Here is a 22,255-nt window from a genome sequence, read left to right as displayed (position 1 = left end):
CCGCCGACGGAAACAAGCCATGGCAGGCAAAAGGACTTGCAGTTTTGAAACAGGACGATGGCCTGACAATCCATCAACCGTCAGGCCATCAACCATCAGGCCATCGCGCCTGATGCTTCGTTGCTGGCGCGGTGCGCCAGACAGGTTTTCTCTACTTCGCCGGTGCGTCCGCCGCCTTGCCGACCAGATGCTCGCGCACACGCTTGTGCGGATGCGGGGCCAGAAGCTTCTTTGGCACGATGAAGAGATAGAGCGTCAGAACATAAGGGGCCGTGAAAGACGGCAGCCCGAGCGGCGACATGAGCACATCATAGGCCCCCTGCAGGAAGACCGTCACAATCGTCGCCAGAAGCGCATAGGCAATGACCTTCGGCGATGTCTTGAGGAACACCACGCCGATCGCCATGGCAGTGAGCACCGCACTGAAACCAAAGAGCCCCTGGCTGACCGATGACGGGTCTGCCCGCAGGACAATGGCGGCGATCATGGCAATCAGAGAGCCAAGCACTGCCGCGATGCCCGCAGGCCGCGAGGCGATGAGAATACCGACAAGGATAATGACGCCACTGATCTCGTTGCCAAGCAGGAAGACCTGACCGATGTTCCGGAAGAAGATCTGAACGAGCTCGACCGAAGACGGGATCATCTCCTCGCCCTGCACATAGTCGGAGACCAGTTTTGGCTGTTCGCTTGCAATGTCGAGCGCACCGAACGCATAGGCACCCGCCATGAGCAGCCAGCCCGTCAGGACAAACGGCCCCGTCGATCCGGGAATGCCCCAGCTCTTGGTGATGGTCGCGCCCATGGCGGCGGTCACGACCGTGCTCATGGCCGCCCCGACAATCACATAGAACCAGAGTTCCGGCGATGCGGTGATAAAGGTCGGCATGGCGATGCCGATGAGGATGCCGTTAAAGCCAAACAGGCCGGACGTGATGGAGGCTTCGTCGCACTCAAGCAGCCTTGCCGTGAGTGTTGCCACCACCAGACCGACAACCGCGCCGATGGTCGTCGCCCAGTCTCCGCCCGCGAAGCTCGCATAGGCAATCGCCACCAGAAACAAAAGACCCGTCAGCGCGTTCTCCATGAAGAACACCTGCCCTGCACCACGCAGGCACTGAAATAAAAAGCCTTGCCGATTTTCGTTCACAGCAGCCCCCTCACGGATTGATTAGCGCCAAAGGAACTCTTCGGGCAGTGTGCGCCCGCGAGCCTCTTCCCGTACGACTTTCCAGAAACGCCTGACCTCGCGGCGCACATCGTAGCTTTCGATGCCAACGGCGCGCAGCATCAGCCCCGCCCCGTTGGGCAGCGCGGAAACGCCGGAGATTGCGCGCGGATTCTCATCCAGCCAGTTCGTGTCCATGCGCGCCTTGATGCGCTCGGCCGTTTCGGGCGGCGTCAGGCACATGATGTTTGCAAACGCGTCGAAGCCGCGCATCACGGCGGCGAAGTCGCCGGTGTTGTTGCCCTTTTCGATCAGCACCTTCTCGGTGAAGAGCTTGCGCCCGTCCGGGCGGCGCACATTGACCGACATGGAGAGGAGATCGAGGCCGAAACGCTCGCTTGCATGGTGGTGCTTGCGGCCGGTCATCATCATCTCGCCATAGATCACCGTGGCGCTCTCATCGACGATAAGGTCCGTGTCGTTGATGAAGCGGGAATCCCGGTAGGGAATGGTGACGTCCGGCAGATATTCCAGATACGCGTCCGCGCCGACGACAACCTCCTGATGCTGCGAGGCATAGTTGGCGTCCATCTGGTGAATGCGGTTCGCGCCCTGCGAGGTGACCTGCGCGCAGGCCCCCTCACCGACCGAAATGTCGATCGTGTAGCGGTCGCCCTGCAGGATGCCGCCGCCGACCGAGATGATCGCGCATATCGGCAATTCCGGCATGGCCTCATCCCAGTAGAGCGCCTGCTGCACGAGCAGCGGGGCCACGCGGTAGAGGTCCGAGAGGACCGACCGGTCGCCGCGCCTGGTGAACCCCAGACGCAGCTCCCCGATCTTTCCCGGGCCGGCAGCACGCATCTGCGCAGGTTCGGTCTTGAAGCCACTGAGCTCCCGATAATCGTCGAGCCTTCGCAGGCGTTCGTGCAATGCCATGGCGTTACGCTACCGTGTCTTCAGCCTTGGCTGCCGGCTTCACGTCGAACAGCGCCATATCCATGATGAGCTGCATCAGCTCGTCGACGCCTTCACCGGTCTTGCAGTTGGTGAAGACAAACGGCTTCTTGCCGCGCATGAGCTTGGAATCGCGGTCCATCACGCCAAGGTCCGCGCCCACATGGGGAGCGAGGTCCGTCTTGTTGATGACTAGAATGTCGGACTGGCAGACACCGGCGCCATTCTTGCGCGGGATCTTGTCGCCTGCGGCCACGTCGATGACATAGATGTAGAAGTCGGCAAGCGCCGGGCTGAAGGTCAGCGTCAGGTTGTCACCGCCCGACTCGATCAGGATCACGTCGCTGTCGGGATACTTCTCTTCCATCTCCTCGACGGCAGCGATGTTCATCGAGGGGTCTTCGCGCACTGCCGTGTGCGGGCACGCGCCGGTTTCAACACCGACGATCTTTTCCTCGACGAGAATGCCCTTGAGCGTGCGGCGAACCTGCTTCGCATCTTCGGTCGTCACGACGTCGTTGGTGATGATCAGCGGCTTCACGCCGAGATCAAGCAAACGCGGCGTGATGGTCTCGATCACGGCCGTCTTGCCGGAGCCAACCGGACCGCCAATGCCAATGCGTGTGATTTTCTTCATTTTGCCAATCCTGCTTCAGCCAGCCGCTCAGTTCATGAACAGCCGGACATGTGTTGTCGTGTGATGCGCCACCAGAACGTCGAAGACGGGCGCGAAGCTGGACATCTCTTCCAGCTCCAGGCCGCAGACGCTCGCATATTCGTCCTCGACGCTTTCCTGCGCCGCAAAGAGAATGCGCTGGGTATCGAGGTGATCGATCCGCATGAGGCGCACTGCCGCGCTCATGATCATCGCGGCGACGCCATATTGATGGACGACGAAAGCCTGCTTCTCGTCCGCGCCGAGCTGCGCAAAAGCCATGGCCTGACCGATCGGGAAACAGCCGGGCGTTTCGCCAGCCTTGATCCCGGCCAGCCAGCGCTCGAGATGCGGAAACGCACTGATCTTCAGCGACAGTTCGGCAAGCTTGCGGCCCATGCGGGCGAGCATGAGCTGCTGCTCTTCGCCGACACGCCGGTTCCACAATGCCTGGTCTGCCGCCAGAACGCCGTCATAGTCGCCCGCGGTGATGGCCCGGTGCGCGTGCAGCAGGGCGATCCCGTCCATGTGGGCCGCCTGCCGCAGAACGACCTCGACGAAGCGCTGGAGGCTGTCAGCATCGGTGACAACCTCGGTCTGCAGCGCCGATTCCAGGCCATTCGAAAACGCGAACGAACCAACCGGAAGCGTCGAGTCGGAGAATTGCAACAGCCGCGACAGAAGCAGCATGTCATTCTTCGGGCGTTTCGCCCCCTTCTTTCGATCCGCCATCGGCCTTCAGTGTTCGTGCACGTGGTGGTGGTGGTGGTGGTGCGGCGTCGCGTCGGCGCCGGCAAACAGCATGCGCACTTCGCTTGCGTCCAGTTTGGCGGCGATTTCCTCGCCCGGCGCAAAATGGCTCTTCACACCTTCAATGGCGTGTGTCTTCATCACCGAAGCCATGACCTTCTGGTCGACGGAAAGCGGCACATAGACCGTGCTTCCCTTGATCACGGCGGGCCAGTGCTGGTTGCCGAGCGCATGGCCAAGCTGGAAGCAGATGTTCAGGATTTCCTGCGGCGTGCGGCTCTCGAGGCTCTCAAGCTCGATCACCATCACTTCCTTGAGCGCGATGCGGGCCACGACGATAAGGTTCTTCGCCTCGTCATGGTGGAGGATGTCGCCATTGTGCAGGTGCTGCGAACGCGGCAGCGAAATCGCGATCTCGACACCGCCTTCGCTCATCTTGCGCAGACGGCTTTTGGGGGCTTCCCACTGTTCAAGCGCCAGATAATCCACCTGCAGGTCTTTGGCCTTCTCCTGCCAGACCGGATCGTTCAGGTTTCCAAGAGCATTTTCGACAAGAATCATTTTCTATCCCTGGATGCTGTAGCGGTTGCGCCAAAATTCGTCCGCCATGCCCGCGAAACCGCCGGGCTGCGGCGGAAACTGCATCGGCGTTTCTCCGAAACAGACTTCTGTGAAGGGTATTGAGACGCCCGCGCAGGAAAGCCGAAGCTCCTGCGCGGGCGTCATGTCTCTTAGCTGAAGAAGTGGAGCTGGTTCAGCGGCAGGCTGGTTGCCGGCTCAATGGTTGCATGCTTGCCATTGACGGTGACCGCGAAGGTTTCGGGGTTCACCTCGATCACCGGCAGCGCGCTGTTGCGAACCATCGAGTCCTTGCTGATCGTGCGCGTTCCGTGGACCGGAATCACGTGCGACTTGAGCTCGTAATGGTCGACAATGCCGTCTTCGTAAGCCGCCTGCGACGTGAAGGTGACGCGCGTCTTCGGCAGCGCCGAACCGAACGAACCATACATCGGGCGGTAACGAACCGGCTGCGGCGTCGGCAGCGATGCGTTCGGATCGCCCATCAGCGCCCAGGAGACGAAACCGCCCTTGATGACCATCTTCGGCTTCGCGCCGAAGAATGCCGGCTCCCAGAGAACCAGATCGGCCATCTTGCCCACTTCAATCGAGCCCACCACATGGCTGACGCCCTGTGCGATGGCCGGGTTGATGGTGACCTTGGAGACAAAGCGCAGCACGCGCTGATTGTCGTTGCCGGACGTGTCTCCTTCGTAGGCTCCCATGCGCTTCTTCATGAGATCTGCGGTCTGGATCGCGCGGACCCAGTTTTCGCCGACACGGCCCATGGCCTGGCTGTCACTGGACAGGATGGAGATCGCACCGAGATCGTGCAGCACGTTCTCTGCGGCGATGGTTTCCGGGCGAACACGGCTCTCCGCGAACGAAACGTCGGTCGGGATCTTCGGGCTGAGGTTGTGGCAGATCATTGTCATGTCGAACAATTCTGCCTGCGAGTTGATGCCGTAGGGCAGCGTCGGGTTGGTCGAGCTCGGAATGACGTTCGACTGCCCGGCAACGCGGATGATGTCCGGCGCGTGACCGCCACCCGCACCTTCCGTGTGGTAGGTGTGGATCGTGCGGCCCTCGAAAGCGGCGATCGTGTTTTCCACGAAGCCGGCTTCGTTCAGCGTATCGGTGTGGATGCAGACCTGGATGTCGAAATCGTCTGCGACACCGAGCGCGGTGCGGATCGCTTCCGGTGTGCTGCCCCAGTCCTCATGGATCTTGAGGCCCATGACGCCGGCGCGCAGCTGCTCTTCCATCGGCAGACGGGTCGAGCAGTTGCCCTTGCCCAGAACGCCTGCGTTGACCGGCCAGCCGTCGAACGAGCGGAGCATCATCTCCACGTTCCACGTGCCGGGCGTGATGGTCGTGCCATTGGTGCCGTCTGTGGGGCCGATGCCGCCGCCAAACAGCGAAGTCACGCCATTGCTGAGCGCGGCCTCGGCCTGCTGCGGGGAGATGAAGTGCACGTGCGCATCGATGCCGCCGGCCGTGAGGATCAGGTGCTCACCGGAGATTGCATCGGTGCCCGGTCCAAGCGCGAGACCGGCCGTGACGCCCGACATGATCGCCGGGTTGCCGGCCTTGCCGATGGCGCAGACCAGACCGTTCTTGATGCCGACATCGGCCTTGATCACGCCCTGCACCGCGTCAACGATGGTGACGTTGGTGATGACGAGGTCGGGCGCGCCGGCGGCGCTGGTCAGCTCATTGTCGAAGCCCATGCCGTCGCGCAGCGTCTTGCCGCCGCCATAGACGGCCTCTTCACCGTAGACGCGCAGGTCTTCCTCGATCTCGATGTAGAGATCGGTATCACCGAGGCGGATCTTGTCGCCGGTCGTCGGTCCGTAAAGGTCGGAATACTGCTGCCTGGAAATCTTTGCCATTTCATAAGTCCTGTAAAACGAGATTGCGCCCGGGCGATTATTTTTCCGTCTTGAAGCCGTACCGCTCGACGCGCTCCATGGCATCGGCGAGACGCGGACGGGAATCGTCGTAGCTCTCGTCGCCGACCCAGCCATTGACGAGGCCATTGAAGCCGATGGCGCGCTGCTTGCCCTGATACGGGACCAGCGTGACTTCCTTTTCATCGCCCGGCTCGAAGCGCAGGGCTGTCGTGGCAGGGATGTTCAGGCGTTTTCCGAAGGCCTGCTCGCGGTCGAATTCCAGAGCGGCGTTCACTTCGAAGAAATGAAAGTGGGAACCAACCTGGATCGGACGGTCGCCCGTGTTGCGCACCTTCAGGTCCGTGGTCGGGTAGCCGGCATTGATTTCAATGTCGCCTTCGCCAAGCACCAGTCCGCCGACTGGCGTTTTTTTCTGTTCGGTCATTTAAGAAGCTCCCTTCGCGGCACGCACTACTGGATAGGATCGTGGATCGTCACAAGCCGGCTACCATCGGTGAACACGGCTTCCACCTGCACGAAAGGAATCATCTCGACGACGCCTTCCATCACATCGTCGCGGGTGATCTCCTTGCGGGCGATCTCCATCACTTCCTCGACGGTCTTGCCGGCGCGCGCGCCGTTGAGAGCGGCCACGGAAATGAGCGAAACGGTCTCGGGGTGATTGAGCTTCAGCCCCTGATCCTTCCGCTGCTGAGCGACCTGCGCAAGCGTGTAAATCAGAAGCTTGTCGATCTCTCTTGGTGTAAAGTGCATGTACTTCTTCCCTGTCAGAATGGATAAACTTGCACGTCGCGCAGGTCGGTGGGGCACCGACATGCAGACAATCCCTGCCAGCCGCAGATCCAGAAAAAGCGCAACGCTTCCGGATCAGAGCTGTTTGACGACGATTTAGCGACACACCTCCCAAATGCTTTTATCGCTCAAAGCAGACAAAACAGCCCGCTTGATTGTAAAAACACCCAAGGCGAACGTCGCGCCGCCACGTAAAAGCCACCCTCCTTCAAAAACCCTCTAATACCTGCCATGGAATACAAAACGCATACAAGCGTTTTTCATTTTTTTATTGATTAACCAGAGGTTAACACAGAAAAACGCCATACATATACTAAAACGCTTGCACTCCGTTGAAATACAACTTGGCGGCGTGCACGCCAATGAACGCAAATCCGAACGAAACGACGATCGTGATGAAGACGTAGTAGAAGGCGGCAAGGCTTTCGCCCTTGTCGATCAACTGGATCGTATCAAGCGAGAACGAGGAGAATGTCGTGAAGCCGCCCAGAACGCCGGTAACGACAAGGGCCCGCCACTCTGCAGAACTGACGGCGGCGCGCGATATGATCTCGACAGCAACACCGATCACGAAAGAACCGATGATGTTGACGATCATCGTACCCCAGGGAAAAGCATCGCCCCAGATGCGGTTGGCGAGAAGCCCGACCGACCAGCGCCCAACCGAGCCAACGGCTCCGCCGAAAGCGACAAGAAGCGCAAGAGAAAAGTAATTCATCGCCCCAGCAAGCCCCACTGAAATCCTTTGCCTATGCAAACCATTAATACACCGGACTCACACACGCAATGAATTCATGTGGAATTTTAAATATACTTGATCACCCAAATAAAACTTGAAAATATACAATTAAACAACCGGTTAATATAAACCGATATATGTCGATTGGTCTATTCTCAAAAACTGGTATCCATACGTATTGACAGCGTCGCATTCCAAAAACCGTAAGCGACTCACACACTCCACCCGCCCCTCCAGGCCGTCGAAAAGGCGCCCAAGGATGCGCAAACCGACTTCGGGGCCATGTCCGGCCAGCGAATTCCTGCAAATTCTGACGAATACTGACCAAATCTTACAGGTATCGCCGCTTTTTAGCCGCTTCACGAGAAATGACGGTTTTCACCGGCCCTGCCTTCTTGCACCGGCCCAAAGCTTGCGTCATCAAAGGTCATGCTCGACCTCAAGACGCTGCTGCTGCTGGAATTCTGCACGACGACACTCCAGGCAATCGCCTGGGTTCTCGTGTGGATGTCCTGGCGTCATCTCTATGAGCTGAAAGTCATCGCCGCCGGCTTCGTGGCCATCGCGCTCGGCCTTCTTCTCCTGCTTCAGCGTGGTCAGGAGGCATCGGCGCTGCGCATCGTGCTCGACAACATGATGATCAAGATCGGGCTGGTTCTGCTTGCCGATGGCATGGCCCGGTTTCTCGGCCAGCCAAGATGCCTGAGGATCGGCGTTTTCTGCCTGGCCGTGCATCTCGTTTTCTGGGTCACGGCGGTCGCGCTTGCGCCCGAGCGCCTCGAACTGCGCATTCATGCCTCCACGGCTTTCACCGTCGTCATGATGGGGGTCATGATCAAGACCCTCTACATGGACCGCACCCAGCCGCCCTTCCTGCGCTGGATCACCATCGCTTTGCTGGGGGAATATGTCGGCGCAAGCCTCCTGCAGAGTTTTCTGCTCTACTGGTACCCGGACACTTTCGCCAATGGCGCGCTGCTGAGCGATGTGAACGCCTGGTACTTTTTCCAGGGCCATCTGTTCATTGTCGGCTTTTTCATCTGCCTTCTGTTCATGGTCGGCATGCGCCTTTCAAACGACCTGCGCGACAGGAACTCGGCGCTCGCCCGTGAGGTTGCCGAACGGCGGCGGCTTGAAGGCGAACTTTCCGCCAGCCTTGATGCGGAAAAGGCCGCGCGCGAAGAGCAGCGACAGCTCATTCGCATGGTGAGCCACGAATTCCGCACCCCGCTGGCCGGCATCCGCTATGCCAGCGAGATGCTCGAGATGATGCTCAAGCGCCGCTCGGAGGCCGTCACCAAGCGCCTCAGGAGCATTGATGACGCCGTCTCCCGGATGACCATGCTCATCGACCGGTTTTTGTCGACCGAACGACAGGTCGAGGGCGTGCTCAAGGTCGAGCAGCTGGACATCGGCGAACTGACACAGGACATCCAGCGGCATTTCGATCAGGTTGGTCTTGGCGACCGACTGCACTTCACGACCGTCGAGGCGGTTTCCGATTACTGGGCGGATGTCGAGATGCTGCGCACCGTAATCGTCAACCTGATCGACAATGCGCTCAAATATTCAGCCGATGACAAACCGGTCGAGATCGCCATTTCCGCGCGCAACAAACTTCTCATCATGGAGGTGTCCGATCGCGGCATCGGCATTCCCGAAGGGGCGCTCAGCCATGTGGGACGACGCTTCTTTCGCGCCCCAAACACGGGGAAGACGGCGGGCAACGGACTTGGGCTTCACACATGCCGGCAATTGCTTGGCTACCACCGGGGCGCGGTAAACCTCAAGGCGCGCAGCGGCGGCGGCACTGTCGCAACCGTCATGCTGCCGATGCCCGGCCTGGTGCCGATGAACGATACGGAGCGGTGGGAGGAGAAAACCGCATGAGCCGGATACTGATTGTCGAAGATGAAGACGCCCTCAGGGGCGACCTGATCGACTACATGCACCTGCAGGGGTTTGACGCAGCCGGCGTTGGAACGGCCGGTGAGCTGAAAAAAGCCCTTGAAGTGCAGGCACGGCCCGACGTTGTGATCCTCGACATAACCCTGCCGGACGGCGACGGCTTCCATCTGGCGGAGATGATCCGGGCAAGGCTCGATTGCGGCATCATCATGCTGACTGCGCATGGCGACACGGAAAGCCGGGTGCGCGGCTTTGACAGCGGCGCGGATATCTATCTCGTCAAGCACAGCAGCCTGCGCGAGATCACCGCAGCGGTTCACAGCCTGCTGCGCCGCCTGCCCCAGAACCAGGCACATGACGGGCAGACAGGAACCTGGGTGCTCGATACGGTGAGCTGGACCCTGCTTTCTCCCGATGGCAGTTCGGTAAAGCTCACCGCGACCGAGAATTCCTTCATCGGCGCACTGATCGAGAATTCCGGTACGCCACGCTCCCGCGAGGAACTGGCCCGGATCCTCTCCCGGCGGCAGACCCAGTTCGACAACCGCCATCTCGACGCGGTGGTGAGCCGCTTACGACGCAAGATCCTCGACCAGACCGACATCGACCCGCCGATAAAATCCGTCTACGGCGTCGGCTATTCCTTCAGCGCGGCCGGAAAGATCGGGAGCCTCCAGCCCGGCGAAGCGCGCGGCTAGCATTCAGACAAAAGAGTTTCGACGTGGGATATTCTGGTGCAGAGGCCGGCCCGTCTAAGCCCCGCCTGAAATTTCCGCGACAGCATCACCGGCAAGAACCTTCGCCAGATGGGCGCGGTATTCGCCGCTGGCATGGATATCATAGAGCATGTCATCCAGAGGCAGCACGAGCCGCTCCAGCGCCTCCGGGTGGAAGCGCTCATTGAGCGCCTCTTCTGCCGCAGACCAGCGAAACACGCCATCGCGGCCGGCACCGGTGATGGCGACGCGCACACTCCCTGGCACACCGGCCACGAAGACGCCGACAATCGCAAACCGGGAGGCAGGATTGCGAAACTTCAGATAGGCGGAGCGACGCTGAAGGGGAAAACGCACCCCGGTGATGATCTCCCCCTCTTCAAGCGCAGTCTCAAACAGGCCCAGGAAAAAGGCGTCAGCCCCGATTTCGCGCCGGTCGGTAAGAACGGTCGCGCCAAGCCCCACACAGGCAGCCGGATAATCGGCTGCCGGATCATTGTTGGCGATGGACCCGCCAAGCGTTCCGCGATTGCGCACCTGCGCATCGCCGATCTCTCCGGCAAGGGCGGCAAGGCCCGGAACATGTCTGCGAACGGCCTCGGCGCCTGCCACCTGTGCATGGGTGCACATGGCCCCGACAATGATCGCATCAGGCTCGATGCGGATCTTTTTCAGAGCGCTGATCCCTGCCAGATCGACCAGCATGTCGGGCGCGGCCAGCCCCTGCTTCATCGTCGGCAGCAGGGTCTGCCCGCCGGCAAGCAGGCTCGCCTCTTCGGCCTCGCCCAGAAATGCAGCCGCAGCCTCCACGCTTTCAGCGCGCCTGTAGCAGAACGGGTTCATGCAGAGATCTCCTGCGCGCCCTGGCGGATCGCCTTCACGATGTTCTCGTAGCCGGTGCAGCGGCAGATATTGCCTTCGAGCTCATGCCGAATGGTCGCCTCATCCAAAGCCGCGCCATGACGGCGCACCATATCGAGCGCCGACAGGATCATTCCCGGCGTGCAGAAGCCACACTGAAGCGCATGGCATTCGTGAAATGCCTTCTGCATGGCGTGCAGGTTTTCGCCCTCGGCAAGCCCCTCAATGGTGGTCACCTCCCGCCCCTCGCACTGCACGGCAAGCATGGCGCAGGATTTGATCGCCTCGCCATCGACATGCACCACACACGCGCCGCACTGGCTGGTGTCGCACCCGACATGCGTTCCAGTCAGGCGTCTGCGCACCCGCAGGAAATCCACGAGCAGCGTGCGGTCTTCGATGTCTTCGGTCACGGCCTCGCCATTGATGCGCATGGTCACGCAGGTCATGGACATACCTCATGGCGCTTCAGCGCAGACGATCTGCAGCACACAAACCAGACGTCAGATGCCGACATGGCGATGCACCAACTCTGAATCGCGCTCCAGATCGGCGCTTGTGCCCGACCAGACCGTACGTCCTTTTTCCAGAACGTAATGATGGTCGGCAAGGCGCTTGAGCACCTCGACATTCTTGTCGATCAACAGGATCGACTGACCTTCAGCCTTGAGGCGCTCCAGACATTGCCAGATCTCGCGGCGAATGACGGGGGCGAGCCCCTCCGTCGCCTCATCAAGGATGAGAAGATGCGGATTGGTCATCAGCGCGCGCCCGATCACCAGCATTTGCTGCTCACCGCCCGACAGGGTTCCAGAAGACTGCCCCGCCCGCTCGCGCAGACGCGGGAACATCTCGTAGACCCGCTGCAGCGTCCAGGGATTGTTGCGCTTCAGCCTGTTGCTGGCCGTCGCTACAAGGTTCTCCCGCACGGTGAGCGTTGGGAACACCTGCCGCGATTCCGGCACCAGCCCGACACCGAGGCGGGCGACCTTTTCGGGTGCGGCCGCGGTGACATCCCTGCCGCGAAGCTGCACCTTGCCGGACTGCGCCGGCAAAAGCCCCATGATGGTGCGCACCGTGGTCGTCTTGCCCATGCCGTTGCGACCGAGCAGGGTCACGACCTGCCCCTCTCCGATCTCCAGTGCGACATCGAAAAGGATCCTGCTTGCGCCATAGGCGGCCTGAAGCCCTTCAACGCTCAGCATAGCTCGTCTCCTTCGCCCAGATAGGCCGTCTTCACATCGGCATTGCTTCGGATTTCATCGGCGCTTCCGGTGGCAATGATCCGCCCGTAAACAAGAACGGAAATGCGGTCGGCCAGCGCGAACACGGCATCCATGTCGTGCTCGACCAGAAGCATGCTGAACTGTCCCTTCAGGCTCAAAAGCAGGTCGACCATCTGCTGGCTCTCCACATGGCCAAGACCGGCCATGGGTTCATCCAGCAGGAGCAGGCGCGGCCTCGTGGCAAGCGCCACGGCGAGCTCGAGCTGCTTGCGTTCGCCATGGGCGAGGTTCGCCACCAGCTCGCCGGCGCGCTCCTCCAGCCCGACACGGCGCAGAAGCACTGCCGCTTCTTCCTGCAAATCGGTGTCGCGCCGGGCGCTCGCCAGAAAGTGAAAGCTGTGGCCCTTCTGCACCTGGCAGGCGATGGAGACATTCTGCAACGCGGTGTAATCCGGCAACAGGCAGGTGATCTGAAACGTCCGGGCCAACCCGCGCGCCACGCGATCCGGTGTCGGCAGGCTGTCGATCTTCTGACCGTTCAGGCTGATGTGGCCGGCGTCGTGCGCCAGCTCGCCAAAGAGCTGCGAGATCAGTGTGGTCTTGCCCGCACCATTGGGTCCGATCAGCGCATGGATTTCGCCCGGCTCCACGGTGAGGCTCACATCGTCGGTGGCCGTCAGACCGCCAAAACGTTTCTGCAGGTTCTCGACCTTGAGGATGGAACTGGTCATGAGCGGCTCCCGAAAACACGCTGGAGCAAGGCCTGCACGCCGCCCTGCGTATAAAGGACAACGAACAGCAGGATGAAGCCGAGGCCGAGCTGCCAGTTCTCGGTCCACGAAGCGAGCAGCGTTTCCAGCACGATGAACGTGCCTGCGCCGATCAGCGGCCCAAACACGGTTCCGACCCCGCCGAGAATGACCATCACCATCAGTTCGCCCGATTTTGTCCAGTGCAGCATGTCCGGGCTGGCAAAGCGCATGAAATTGGCCATGAGCGCACCGGCCAGTCCGGCCCCCATGCCCGAGATCACGAAGGCGACCAGCTTGTAGCGATAGGCGTGCAGGCCGATGGCCGCCATGCGCTGTTCGCTCTGCCGCAGGCCGGCAAGTACGTAGCCGAAGCGGGAGTTCACCAGCCGCGTCAGAAGCGCGAAGAACAGAACGGCGATTGCCAGACAGACATAATAGACGGTCTGCTTGTCACGCATGTTCAGCCCCGGAACCTCGTTTGCACGGCGGATGATCAGCCCGTCATCGCCGCCATAGGCCTTGAGCGAGACGAAGAAGAAGAACAGCATCTGCGCGAAGGCCAGCGTGATCATGATGAACTGGATGCCGCTCGTGCGCAGCGAAAGCGCGCCGATGATCGCAGCGACCGCCCCGCTGACGAGAATGGCCAGAGGCAGGGTGATCAGAAGCTGATTGGTGCCCGGCAGGAAGCCGAACAGCGGTTCGCCCGATGCGTAGTGCTGATAAAGGATGCCGACCACATAGCCGCCGACACCGAAGAAGGCTGCGTGCCCGAAGCTGACCATGCCGCCGAAGCCGAGGATGAAGTTCAGGCTGGCTGCGGCGATGCCGTAGATCAGAACCCGCGTTGCCAGCGAGGTGAGCGCCGGCTGCCCCAGCATGTCGGCGATCACCGGCAGTGCCAGAAACACTGCCAGCAGGCCGATGCCCAGGAGAGTTTTGCTTGATGATTGTGTCATCGAAATAATCAATCCGAAACTTACGAGTGCGCCGGGAAGAGACCCTTGGGCCTGACAAGCAGAACAAGCGCCATGAGAAGGTAGATGCCCATCGAGGAGAGGCCCGCGCCCAGCGCATCGGCCTCGGAGCCCGCCATGATCTGCCTGAGGAAGCCCGGCAGATAGGCACGGAGCATCGTGTCGAAGACGCCGATGATGAGGCTGGCGAAGAACGCGCCGCGGATCGACCCGACGCCGCCGATCACCACGACGACGAAGGTCGTGATGAGGATCTGCTCGCCCATTCCCACCTGCACCGCCAGGATCGGGCCGGCCATGTAGCCGGCGAGGCCTGCCAGCAGCGCGCCCAGCCCGAACACGATCGTGTAGAGCATGCGGATATCGACACCCAGCGCGCGCACCATGTCACGATTGGTGGAACCGGCCCGCACCAGCATGCCGATGCGTGTGCGGTTGATGACCAGGTAAAGACCAAGCGCCACGAGCAGACCGACGGCAATGATCGCGAGCCGATAGCTCGGATAGAACAGGCCGGGCAGAAGCTCGACCGAACCGCTCAGCGCCGATGGCAGGCCCACGAACAGGGGCTGTCTGCCGAAGATGAGCGTGATCACCTGGTTGGAAATGAGGATCAGGGCGAACGTGGCCAGCACCTGATCGAGGTGATCGCGCTTGTAGAGACGCCTGACGACGAGGAATTCCATCGCCGCGCCCGTCAGCGCCGCAGCGGCCAGCGCCGCCGGAATGCCGGCGTAGTAGACGCCCGTCTCCATGGCGACATAGGTTCCGGCATAGGCCCCGATCATGTAGATCGAGCCATGCGCCAGATTGATGATACCCATGATACCGAAGATCAGGGTCAGTCCCGCGGCCATCAGAAACAGCATTACGCCGAGTTGCAGACCGTTGAGAACTTGTTCGAGAAACAGAGTCATTGCGTTTCGCTGGCCAGTTGCTCAGAGATTGGAAGGAAGCGGCCGCTCCGGCGCAAAGGCCATCGCGACCGCCATATGCGTGTGATTAAAGGCTGCACTCGGCGGCATAGACGTCGCCGTGATCCTCAAAGACCGTACCCACGGTCTTAAGTGCCGGCTTGCCATCCTCGCCATCGACAACCTTGAGGGAGAACCAGTCCTGAACCGGATGCTGGTTGGGACCGAAGGCGAAATCGCCGCGCACGGATTCGAAGGCCGCTTCGCGCATGGCGTTGCGGAACGCGTCCGCATCGTCGACGGAACCGCCCGTCGCCTTCAGCGCCGCGGCAATGGCGCGCGCCGCATCGTAACCCTGGCTCGCATAATAGGTGAGCGGACGGTCATAGGCTTCTTTCCAGGCAGCCACGAAACCTTCGTTGGCGCTGTTCTCGAAGTCCGTGTTCCAGTGGCTGGACACGTTGACGCCCTTGGCGGCATCGCCAACCGCGTTCAGGATGACCGCATCCATGGACGGTTCGGCGACCACCATCGGCACGGTTTCGAGAAGGCCCGCCTGCTGATACTGGCGCAGAAACGCAATGCCCAGACCACCGGGATGGAACTGGAACACGACATCCGGCGCGGCGTCGCGGATCTGCGCCATTTCGGCGGCGAAATCGGTCTGGTCGAGGCGTGTATAGACCTCACCGACGATATCGCCCTTGAAGAACCGTTTGAAGCCGGAGATGGCGTCCTTGCCGGCCTGATAGTTGGGGGCCAGAACGAAGGCCGTCTTGTAGCCCAGATTGGTCGCGTTCTGTCCCGCGCTTTCATGCAGGCTGTCATTCTGCCAGGACACCACGAAATAGTTCTCGTTGCATTCCTTGCCGGCGAAATTGGACGGCGCGGCATTGGGGCTGATGTAGAAAGCGCCTGCATCGACAATGTCCGGCACGGTGGCGCCGGCAACGTTGGAGAAGACGATACCCGTGAAGAGCTTCACGCCCTCATTGTTGAGGTAGCGATCCGCGATCTGGCGGCCATTGCCCGGTTTCAGACTGTCATCCTCGACCATCAGTTCCACCGGAACACCGCCGAGCTTGCCGTCTTCTGCGTCAATGGCCAGCTGGAAACCGTCGCGAATGTCCTGCCCCAGATAACCGGCCGGGCCGGACAGCGTGGTGATCATGCCGATCTTGACCGGCTCCTGCGCCGCCAGCGGGGTCGCTGCGGCTGCAGCCAGCACACCGGCCAGAATGGTCTTTCTCAATGTCATTTCCCGTTCTCCTCTGGTTCCCGCGCTGTGCGCGTTGTTGCCGGCTAGCTGACGTCCTCGACCGCGAGGGGACAGAACCGGAAGCTCGTCTCATCCGTTTTCAGACGACCGAAAACGGGGGCTGGAAAGTGGTAGGGTGCGAGAACAGCATTGCCTGCCGCAGCCTGGGCCAGAAGCCTCTGCCGGGTGCTGCAGGCCTGTTCCGGGTTCTCACAGAAGTTCGAGCTGACCGCCGCATCATCCAGCTGCAGCGGATGATGGATGGCATCGGCCGGAAACATCACGTCGCCGTGCGGGGTCGACAGGATGACGGCAGCCATTCCCGGTGAATGGCCGGGGGCCGGCTGGAAGCAAAGCCCCGGCGCAATCTCCGCGTCCGCAGCGACCGCTTCGTAACCGACCGTCTCCACGATGGGAGCGATGCTGTCGGCGAATGCGCCGTGCAGCGTTCCCACACCGTCCGGGCCAACGCCATCGTTCTCACGGTCGATTGCCGACCAATGGTCAAGTTCGGCCCCGCACACCACGTAGCGCGCGGAGGCGAAAGTCGGCTGCCAGACACCCTCCACCAGACATGTGTTCCAGCCAACATGATCTGCGTGGAGATGCGTGTTGATGACGATGTCCACCTGCTGCGGCGCAACGCCGAGCGCCGACAGCGCGTCGAGAAAGGAGCCGCTGCGGCGATGCCAGGCCGGACGGTCGGGCCGCTCCTTGTCGTTGCCGACACCGCAGTCGATCAGGGCGGTGAAATCCGGTGTTTCGATCAGGTAGCTGTTGAAGCTCAGCCGCACCGTTCCGTCCGACGCGTTGACCGTGCCGGCCGGAGCGCGGGTTTCGGCAGCCGCCAGAGCGCCGGACGACAATGCGCCGAAAATGGCTTTTGCCGGCCACGCAATGTTTGCGATGTCGGGGATGCATGTCACCCGCACCGGGCCGCATTCCAAACGGTCGACAACCATGTCGACGCCCTCAAGTTTCTGCCGAATTACCCGCATGTCGTACGCCTCAGAAGCTGCAGTCTTGGGCGAATGGATCGCCGTGAGCAGACATGAGTTTCTTGCGCGTCTTCAGAACCAGTTCACCCGCATCGTTCTTTTCAACACGCATCGCGTACCAGTCCTGGACCGGATGCTGGTTTGCGCCGAACTCGAAAGCACCGCGTGTGGTCTCGAAGTCGGTCTCGCGAAGGGCGCTCCGGAACGCATCCAGATCGCTGATGTCGCCCTCGACCTTGCCGAGCGCTGACGCGAAGGCGAGCGCCGTGTCATAGCCCTGCGCCGCATACATGGTGGGCGTGCGGCCGTAGGTTTCCTCGAACTGCGCCACGAAGGCCGCGTTGGTCGGGTTGTCGAGATCGGTGTTCCACGCGCCGGAAACATTCAGGCCCTCGGCAGCGTCGCCAACAGCCTTCAGGATCGCGTGATCCATCGACGGCTCGGAGACAACCATCGGAATGGAGCCAAGCAGGCCCGACTGCTGATACTGGCGCAGGAAAGCGATGCCCAGACCACCGGGCTGGAACTGGAAGACCACGTCCGGCGCGACTTCGCGGATCTGCGCCATCTCGGCGGCGAAGTCGGTCTGGTCAAGGCGCGTGTAGATCTCGCCGACGATCTCGCCGTCGAAATAGCGCTTGAAGCCGGTGATCGCGTCCTTGCCCGCCTGGTAGTTGGGTGCGAGCACGAAGGCGCGTTTGTAGCCGAGGTCGCTGGCGTTCTTGCCGGCGCTGCCCTGCATCGTGTCGGTCAGCCAGGACAGAACGAAATAGTTGGGGTGGCAGCCCGCGCCGGCGAACTCCGAGGGCCCGGCATTCGGGCTGACAAAGATCGCGCCCTCATCGACGATATCGGGAACGGTCGCACCCGCCACATTGGAGAAGATGATGCCCGTGAAGAGCTTCACATCTTCATTGTTCAGGAAGCGGTCGGCGATCTGGCGACCATTGCCGGGCTTCAGACCGTCATCCTCAACGAGGATCTCGACCGGAACGTTGCCAAGCTTGCCGTCATTCATCTTGACCGCGAGCTCGAAACCGTCGCGGACGTCTTGTCCCAGATAGCCCGCCGGCCCCGAGAGCGTGGTGATCATGCCGATCTTGACCGGTTCTTGAGCCCCACCGGTCACCACGCTCCCCAGGAGGCCGGCGAGCGCGAACAAGCCTGCTTTCATGTTTTTCATTTTATCGTTTCCACTTTGCAGGAGAGGTTAGAGTTGAACCCAATTCGCAGGCGGCTCCTTGCCCGGATGAACCGTTCCGCAATTGGGACAGATGCGCGCCTTCTCGTCGGCGTAGAACGCCTCGTAGATGGGCGGCAGGTCACGCACGATGCTCTTGAGTGAAACCTCGACGCGTTTGACGAGCGCCTGGCATTCGAAGCAATACCACTCGAACGCGTCGCGTTCGTCGGGCTGGCGCTTGGGTTCTACGACCAGCCCGACAGAGCCTTCCTGCGGACGTTGGGGTGAATGACGCACATGCGGCGGCAGGAGAAAGATTTCCCCCTCGCGGATCGGCACGTCATGGAATTCGCCATTGTCGACGACCTTCAAAAGCATGTCGCCGCGCAGCTGGTAGAAAAACTCCTCCACCGGATCGTCATGATAGTCGGTGCGTTTGTTGGGGCCGCCAACGACCGTCACCATCATGTCTGCGTCTTCCCATATCTGCTGGTTGCCGACCGGCGGGCGAAGAAGATGTTCGTGTTCGTCGATCCATTTTGAGAAACTGAAAGCCGACAGTCTTCTTTTCGTCGTCATGTCAAACTCCCGTTTTTCCGCTGCCGTGGATGCGCCTGCGCCCATTCTTGCTGCAGGGCGCGCCAGATTGTTTCGCTGGTTAATGGCATCTGCAGCTTGTGCGGACCGAACGGCGCGACCGCATCCGAGACCGCATTGAAGATCGCGGCTGGCGCCCCGATGCAGCCAGCCTCCCCCACGCCTTTCGCACCGAGTGCGTTGGCCGGAGAAACGGTCTCCAGTTTCGCGATATCGACGGCTGGGATGTCGATGGCGCGGGGCACGGCATAGTCCATCAGGGATCCCGTCAGAAGCTGGCCGTCATCGTCATAGACAATGCGCTCCATCAGCGCCTCACCAAGCCCCTGCGCCATGCCGCCGACCAGCTGGCCGCGCACAAGCATCGGATTGACGACGCGACCGGCATCGTCCACCCAGGAGAGCTTCTCGAAGGTCGGCGCGCCGGTGCGCGGATTGATGGACACAAACGCGAGGCAACAACCGCTGCTCCACGCTTCGCCTTCAGCGTGGTAGACGACGGAACCGGTCAGAAGCGGCTTGAGGGCCGGACCGGGTGCTTCTCCCGCCACATGATCGGCCAGGGCATTCCAGCTTATCGATGCAGCGCCCACAACACCGGCCGAAATGCCCTCGCGGGTGAAAAGCAGGATTTCCGGATCGCACTGGAAAAGCCCGGCGGCGATCTCCGTCAACTGGCCCCGTAACATCTCGCAGGCACGAACGACTGCGCTGCCGCCGATGGCCGTGCCCCGGCTCGCCAGCGCGCCGATGCCGCCGGAAAGATCGTCGGTATCGCCCTGCCGGACGGCGATGCGATCGGGCGAGACCTGAAGCATGTCGGCCGCGATCTGGGCGAAGGCCGTCTCGCGTCCCTGCCCCTGCGCGCTCGCCCCGGTCAGGACCTGAAACATCCCGTTGCGGCAGAAATTCACATCGGCGCTTTCCCAGCCCTGCCCGCAGGGTTCGATGTAGAGCGCCAGACCGAGACCGACGACCTCGCCGGCAGCCCGGCGTTCGTCACGCTGCGCAAGCAGGGCCTCATAGCCTGCATGGCTGCGCATCCTGTCGAGGAGCTGTCCGTAATCGCCGGAATCGAGCGTCTGGCCGGTCGGCGTCGTATAGGGAAAGGAGTTTGCGTCGATCACGTTTCTGCGGCGCAGTTCCAGCGGATCGATTTTCAGCCGTTTTGCCGCAGCATCCATCAGGCGCTCCAGCAGCATTGCCGCCTCGGGACGGCCTGCACCCCGGTAGATGCCAACGGCGGCGCGGTTGGCGCGATAGCCCTTCAGACCGATGTCCATTGCCTGAACCCGGTAGGGGCCGGGAAGGATGCGGCTCGCATTGCGACCGGGAATGGCGGCGCTGTAGGGCATCCAGTGACCAAGCTGAAACGCCAGCCGCGCCCGGAGCCCGAGCAGAACGCCATCTGCGGACAAGGCCAGTTCGCCCTCGCTGCGCGCGCCGCGCCCCTGCGTCGCGGCGAGCAATTCCTCACCACGGGTGGCGCACCATTTGACCGGCGCCTTCAGATGCCGCGCTGCCCAGGCGACAACCACATCTTCGGGATAGATCGACGATTTCCCGCCGAACGCACCGCCAACATCCGGCGCGACAACGCGCACCTGCGCCAGAGGCAGATCGAGAATGCGCGCAAGATCCTCACGCACCCGGAAAGGTGTCTGCGTCGAAGCCCAGACGGTCAGCGTGTTCCGGGACCAGTCGGCAAGCGTTGCGCGCGGCTCGAGCGCGGTCGGAGCCACCAGCGCGTGTTCCACCGACACAGTGACAATGTGCGCCGCCTGCTCAAAGGCCGCGTCCACATCGCCATCGGTGTGGTGGTGTGCGTAGATCTCGGCTTCTGCCGCTGCACTGCCGCCCTCCGACGGCTCCACATCCAGAAACACGCTCTGGGCGGCGTCACGGGCAGCGGAAAGGGACGTTGCGATGATGGCGGCAACAGCCTGACCTGTCGCCTCGACAACACCCTTTGCCAGTGGACGCAGCGGGCGCGCGCCCATATCCGCCAGCACCAGATTAATCGCTGATGCGCCCAGATCACCAAGGTCGTCAGCGGTCAGAACGGCGACAACGCCTTCCGCCCGCCGGGCCGCTTCAACATCCAGCGCGACGATCTCGCCGCATGGATAGGGGCTGCGGACAAATTCCAGGAAAAGACAGCCCTCGGGCAGGAGATCGTCGACATATTGGCCGCCACCACGCACAAGGCGCATATCCTCGACACGCAGAAGGCTGCGGCCAAGCCATGCATCTTTTCGTGCGGAGGTGTTCTCGCCGATATCCAAACTCTGCTCCCCATCGCGATCCTTGGTGGATCGTCGTTCGTTGGCGAGAAGCAAACATGGAATTCATCTATATGACCATCTGGATTTATCGTATTAATTTATCAGTTTTCATTATAAGAACGCCATATGAAGGTCACCATCAGACAGATCGAAAGCTTTCTTGCCGTTGCCAATGAGGGAAGCTTCTCCGCCGCAGCACGACGCCTCGGCTCGGCGCAGCCCGCACTATCCCAGGCCGTTCGGGATCTGGAGCTGGAGCTTGGCGTGCGCCTGTTTGACAGAACGACCCGGCGCGTGGAGCTGACGAGCGCGGGACGCGAGTTCATGGGCGCGTCTGGCAAGGTTCTGGAAGATCTGGATCACGCCGTGCAGAACGCGCGCGATCTTGCCGATCGCAAGCGGGGCCGCATCCGCATCGCCGCACCGCCACTGCTGGCGGCAGTCGTGTTGCCGCAGGCGATTGCCGAGTTTCAGGCGCAGCATCCCGGCATCAGGCTGGAGCTGGTCGATGTGGGCACCGAGCAGATCGTGGAAAGTGTGCTCAATGGCCAGGCCGAGTGTGGGCTTGGCACATTTCCGCCGGGCGAGACGGGCATTGAGCGGACCGTTTTGATGCGGGACAATCTGATGCTTTTTTGCGCCTATGACAGTCCCTTCACCGGAAAATCGACTGTGGAATGGGCTGATCTGGATGGGCAGCCCCTGATCACGCTGACACGCGACAGCGGCATTCGACTGCTGGTCGAGGTCGGTTTCGAGACCGTGCGCCTCCCGCTGAAACCGGCCTTTGAGGTTTCGCTGGTGACAACGGCTCTGGCACTGGTGGAGGCCGGGCTCGGCGTTGCCGTTCTGCCCACCTATGCGCTCGCTTCAGCGCAGCATCACAAGGTGACCGGCAAGATACTCACCAATCCCAGCATCGCCCGCGAAGTGGTTCTGATCCACGCCAGCGGCCGCTCCGTCGCGCCGGCAACAGCCGCCTTTGCAAGCGTGGTGCGGCGCATGGCGCAAAGGCTCACACCGCGCGAGCAGAGCTAGGGTCGGGATC

General features: G+C 61.5%; 23 protein-coding genes. 3 read left to right on the top strand and 20 right to left on the bottom strand.

Annotated features, from left to right (window positions below; all coding sequences use genetic code 11):
- Positions 1-151: 151 nt before the first annotated feature.
- From yut to crcB, 9 genes are all read right to left on the bottom strand, one after another.
- Entirely contained in the window at positions 152-1,150 is a 999-nt protein-coding gene (gene yut, locus JYP46_RS00895) for an urea transporter (protein WP_328849968.1), read from the bottom strand.
- Positions 1,151-1,171: 21 nt separating this feature from the next.
- A complete protein-coding gene (locus JYP46_RS00890; protein ID WP_206546965.1) occupies positions 1,172-2,107 on the bottom strand; it encodes an urease accessory protein UreD in 936 nt (311 codons plus the stop codon).
- Between the two features lie 4 nt (positions 2,108-2,111).
- Entirely contained in the window at positions 2,112-2,762 is a 651-nt protein-coding gene (ureG, locus tag JYP46_RS00885; protein WP_113154174.1) for an urease accessory protein UreG, read from the bottom strand.
- Positions 2,763-2,789: 27 nt separating this feature from the next.
- The gene (locus JYP46_RS00880) at positions 2,790-3,512 is read right to left on the bottom strand and encodes an urease accessory protein UreF (RefSeq protein ID WP_222473797.1); all 723 of its coding nucleotides are present in this window, start codon (positions 3,510-3,512) and stop codon (positions 2,790-2,792) included.
- Between the two features lie 6 nt (positions 3,513-3,518).
- Positions 3,519-4,091 carry an urease accessory protein UreE gene (locus JYP46_RS00875; RefSeq protein WP_206546964.1) on the bottom strand — a complete coding sequence of 191 codons (573 nt, stop codon included), beginning with the start codon at positions 4,089-4,091 and terminating at the stop codon, positions 3,519-3,521.
- Between the two features lie 170 nt (positions 4,092-4,261).
- Positions 4,262-5,980, bottom strand: coding sequence for an urease subunit alpha (locus tag JYP46_RS00870; protein ID WP_113154172.1), 1,719 nt, complete (start codon positions 5,978-5,980; stop codon positions 4,262-4,264).
- Between the two features lie 37 nt (positions 5,981-6,017).
- Positions 6,018-6,425 carry an urease subunit beta gene (locus JYP46_RS00865; RefSeq protein WP_113154171.1) on the bottom strand — a complete coding sequence of 136 codons (408 nt, stop codon included), beginning with the start codon at positions 6,423-6,425 and terminating at the stop codon, positions 6,018-6,020.
- Positions 6,426-6,451: 26 nt separating this feature from the next.
- Positions 6,452-6,754 carry an urease subunit gamma gene (locus tag JYP46_RS00860; protein WP_113154170.1) on the bottom strand — a complete coding sequence of 101 codons (303 nt, stop codon included), beginning with the start codon at positions 6,752-6,754 and terminating at the stop codon, positions 6,452-6,454.
- Between the two features lie 352 nt (positions 6,755-7,106).
- Positions 7,107-7,511: a fluoride efflux transporter CrcB gene (gene crcB / locus JYP46_RS00855; protein ID WP_113154169.1), complete on the bottom strand. Its 405-nt coding sequence runs from the start codon at positions 7,509-7,511 to the stop codon at positions 7,107-7,109.
- 450 nt (positions 7,512-7,961) lie between these two features.
- Between crcB and JYP46_RS00850 the strand changes: the two genes are divergently transcribed.
- The gene (locus JYP46_RS00850; protein WP_206546963.1) at positions 7,962-9,422 is read left to right on the top strand and encodes a sensor histidine kinase; all 1,461 of its coding nucleotides are present in this window, start codon (positions 7,962-7,964) and stop codon (positions 9,420-9,422) included.
- A complete protein-coding gene (locus JYP46_RS00845) occupies positions 9,419-10,138 on the top strand; it encodes a response regulator transcription factor (RefSeq protein WP_206546962.1) in 720 nt (239 codons plus the stop codon). The genes JYP46_RS00850 and JYP46_RS00845 overlap by 4 nt, the downstream gene beginning before the upstream one ends.
- Positions 10,139-10,192: 54 nt before the next feature.
- On the opposite strand, the gene JYP46_RS00840 is transcribed toward JYP46_RS00845, so the two are convergent.
- The 11 genes from JYP46_RS00840 to JYP46_RS00790 all read right to left on the bottom strand — a co-directional run bounded on the left by JYP46_RS00840 (position 10,193) and on the right by JYP46_RS00790 (position 21,207).
- Positions 10,193-10,999: an FAD binding domain-containing protein gene (locus JYP46_RS00840; protein WP_206546961.1), complete on the bottom strand. Its 807-nt coding sequence runs from the start codon at positions 10,997-10,999 to the stop codon at positions 10,193-10,195.
- Positions 10,996-11,466, bottom strand: coding sequence for a (2Fe-2S)-binding protein (locus JYP46_RS00835; protein ID WP_206546960.1), 471 nt, complete (start codon positions 11,464-11,466; stop codon positions 10,996-10,998). The genes JYP46_RS00840 and JYP46_RS00835 overlap by 4 nt, the downstream gene beginning before the upstream one ends.
- Positions 11,467-11,520: 54 nt before the next feature.
- A complete protein-coding gene (locus tag JYP46_RS00830; protein WP_206546959.1) occupies positions 11,521-12,222 on the bottom strand; it encodes an ABC transporter ATP-binding protein in 702 nt (233 codons plus the stop codon).
- Positions 12,216-12,974: an ABC transporter ATP-binding protein gene (locus tag JYP46_RS00825; protein WP_206546958.1), complete on the bottom strand. Its 759-nt coding sequence runs from the start codon at positions 12,972-12,974 to the stop codon at positions 12,216-12,218. The genes JYP46_RS00830 and JYP46_RS00825 overlap by 7 nt, the downstream gene beginning before the upstream one ends.
- Positions 12,971-13,954, bottom strand: a complete 984-nt coding sequence (locus tag JYP46_RS00820; RefSeq protein WP_206546957.1) for a branched-chain amino acid ABC transporter permease — start codon at positions 13,952-13,954, stop codon at positions 12,971-12,973. Before JYP46_RS00820 ends, JYP46_RS00825 begins: the two co-directional genes overlap by 4 nt.
- Positions 13,955-13,974: 20 nt before the next feature.
- Entirely contained in the window at positions 13,975-14,889 is a 915-nt protein-coding gene (locus JYP46_RS00815; protein WP_206546956.1) for a branched-chain amino acid ABC transporter permease, read from the bottom strand.
- An 85-nt stretch (positions 14,890-14,974) separates the two neighbouring features.
- A complete protein-coding gene (locus JYP46_RS00810; RefSeq protein WP_206546955.1) occupies positions 14,975-16,144 on the bottom strand; it encodes an ABC transporter substrate-binding protein in 1,170 nt (389 codons plus the stop codon).
- Between the two features lie 44 nt (positions 16,145-16,188).
- Entirely contained in the window at positions 16,189-17,142 is a 954-nt protein-coding gene (locus JYP46_RS00805; RefSeq protein WP_206546954.1) for an MBL fold metallo-hydrolase, read from the bottom strand.
- Between the two features lie 10 nt (positions 17,143-17,152).
- Positions 17,153-18,316: an ABC transporter substrate-binding protein gene (locus JYP46_RS00800; RefSeq protein WP_206547411.1), complete on the bottom strand. Its 1,164-nt coding sequence runs from the start codon at positions 18,314-18,316 to the stop codon at positions 17,153-17,155.
- A gap of 36 nt (positions 18,317-18,352) precedes the next feature.
- Positions 18,353-18,904 (bottom strand): 3-hydroxyanthranilate 3,4-dioxygenase, encoded by a 552-nt coding sequence (locus tag JYP46_RS00795; protein WP_206546953.1) that lies wholly within the window; start codon positions 18,902-18,904, stop codon positions 18,353-18,355.
- Positions 18,901-21,207 carry a xanthine dehydrogenase family protein molybdopterin-binding subunit gene (locus JYP46_RS00790; protein ID WP_236042072.1) on the bottom strand — a complete coding sequence of 769 codons (2,307 nt, stop codon included), beginning with the start codon at positions 21,205-21,207 and terminating at the stop codon, positions 18,901-18,903. The genes JYP46_RS00795 and JYP46_RS00790 overlap by 4 nt, the downstream gene beginning before the upstream one ends.
- 126 nt (positions 21,208-21,333) lie before the next feature.
- On the opposite strand from JYP46_RS00790, the gene JYP46_RS00785 reads away from it, so the two are divergent.
- Positions 21,334-22,245, top strand: a complete 912-nt coding sequence (locus JYP46_RS00785; RefSeq protein ID WP_206546952.1) for a LysR family transcriptional regulator — start codon at positions 21,334-21,336, stop codon at positions 22,243-22,245.
- Positions 22,246-22,255: the final 10 nt, after the last annotated feature.

The sequence above is a fragment of the Nitratireductor aquimarinus genome (genome assembly GCF_017255295.1).
Taxonomy (GTDB): Bacteria; Pseudomonadota; Alphaproteobacteria; order Rhizobiales; family Rhizobiaceae; genus Nitratireductor; species Nitratireductor aquimarinus.
The sequence above is the reverse complement of the archived record's forward strand: the minus strand, read 5'-3'. Positions and strand labels throughout refer to the sequence as shown.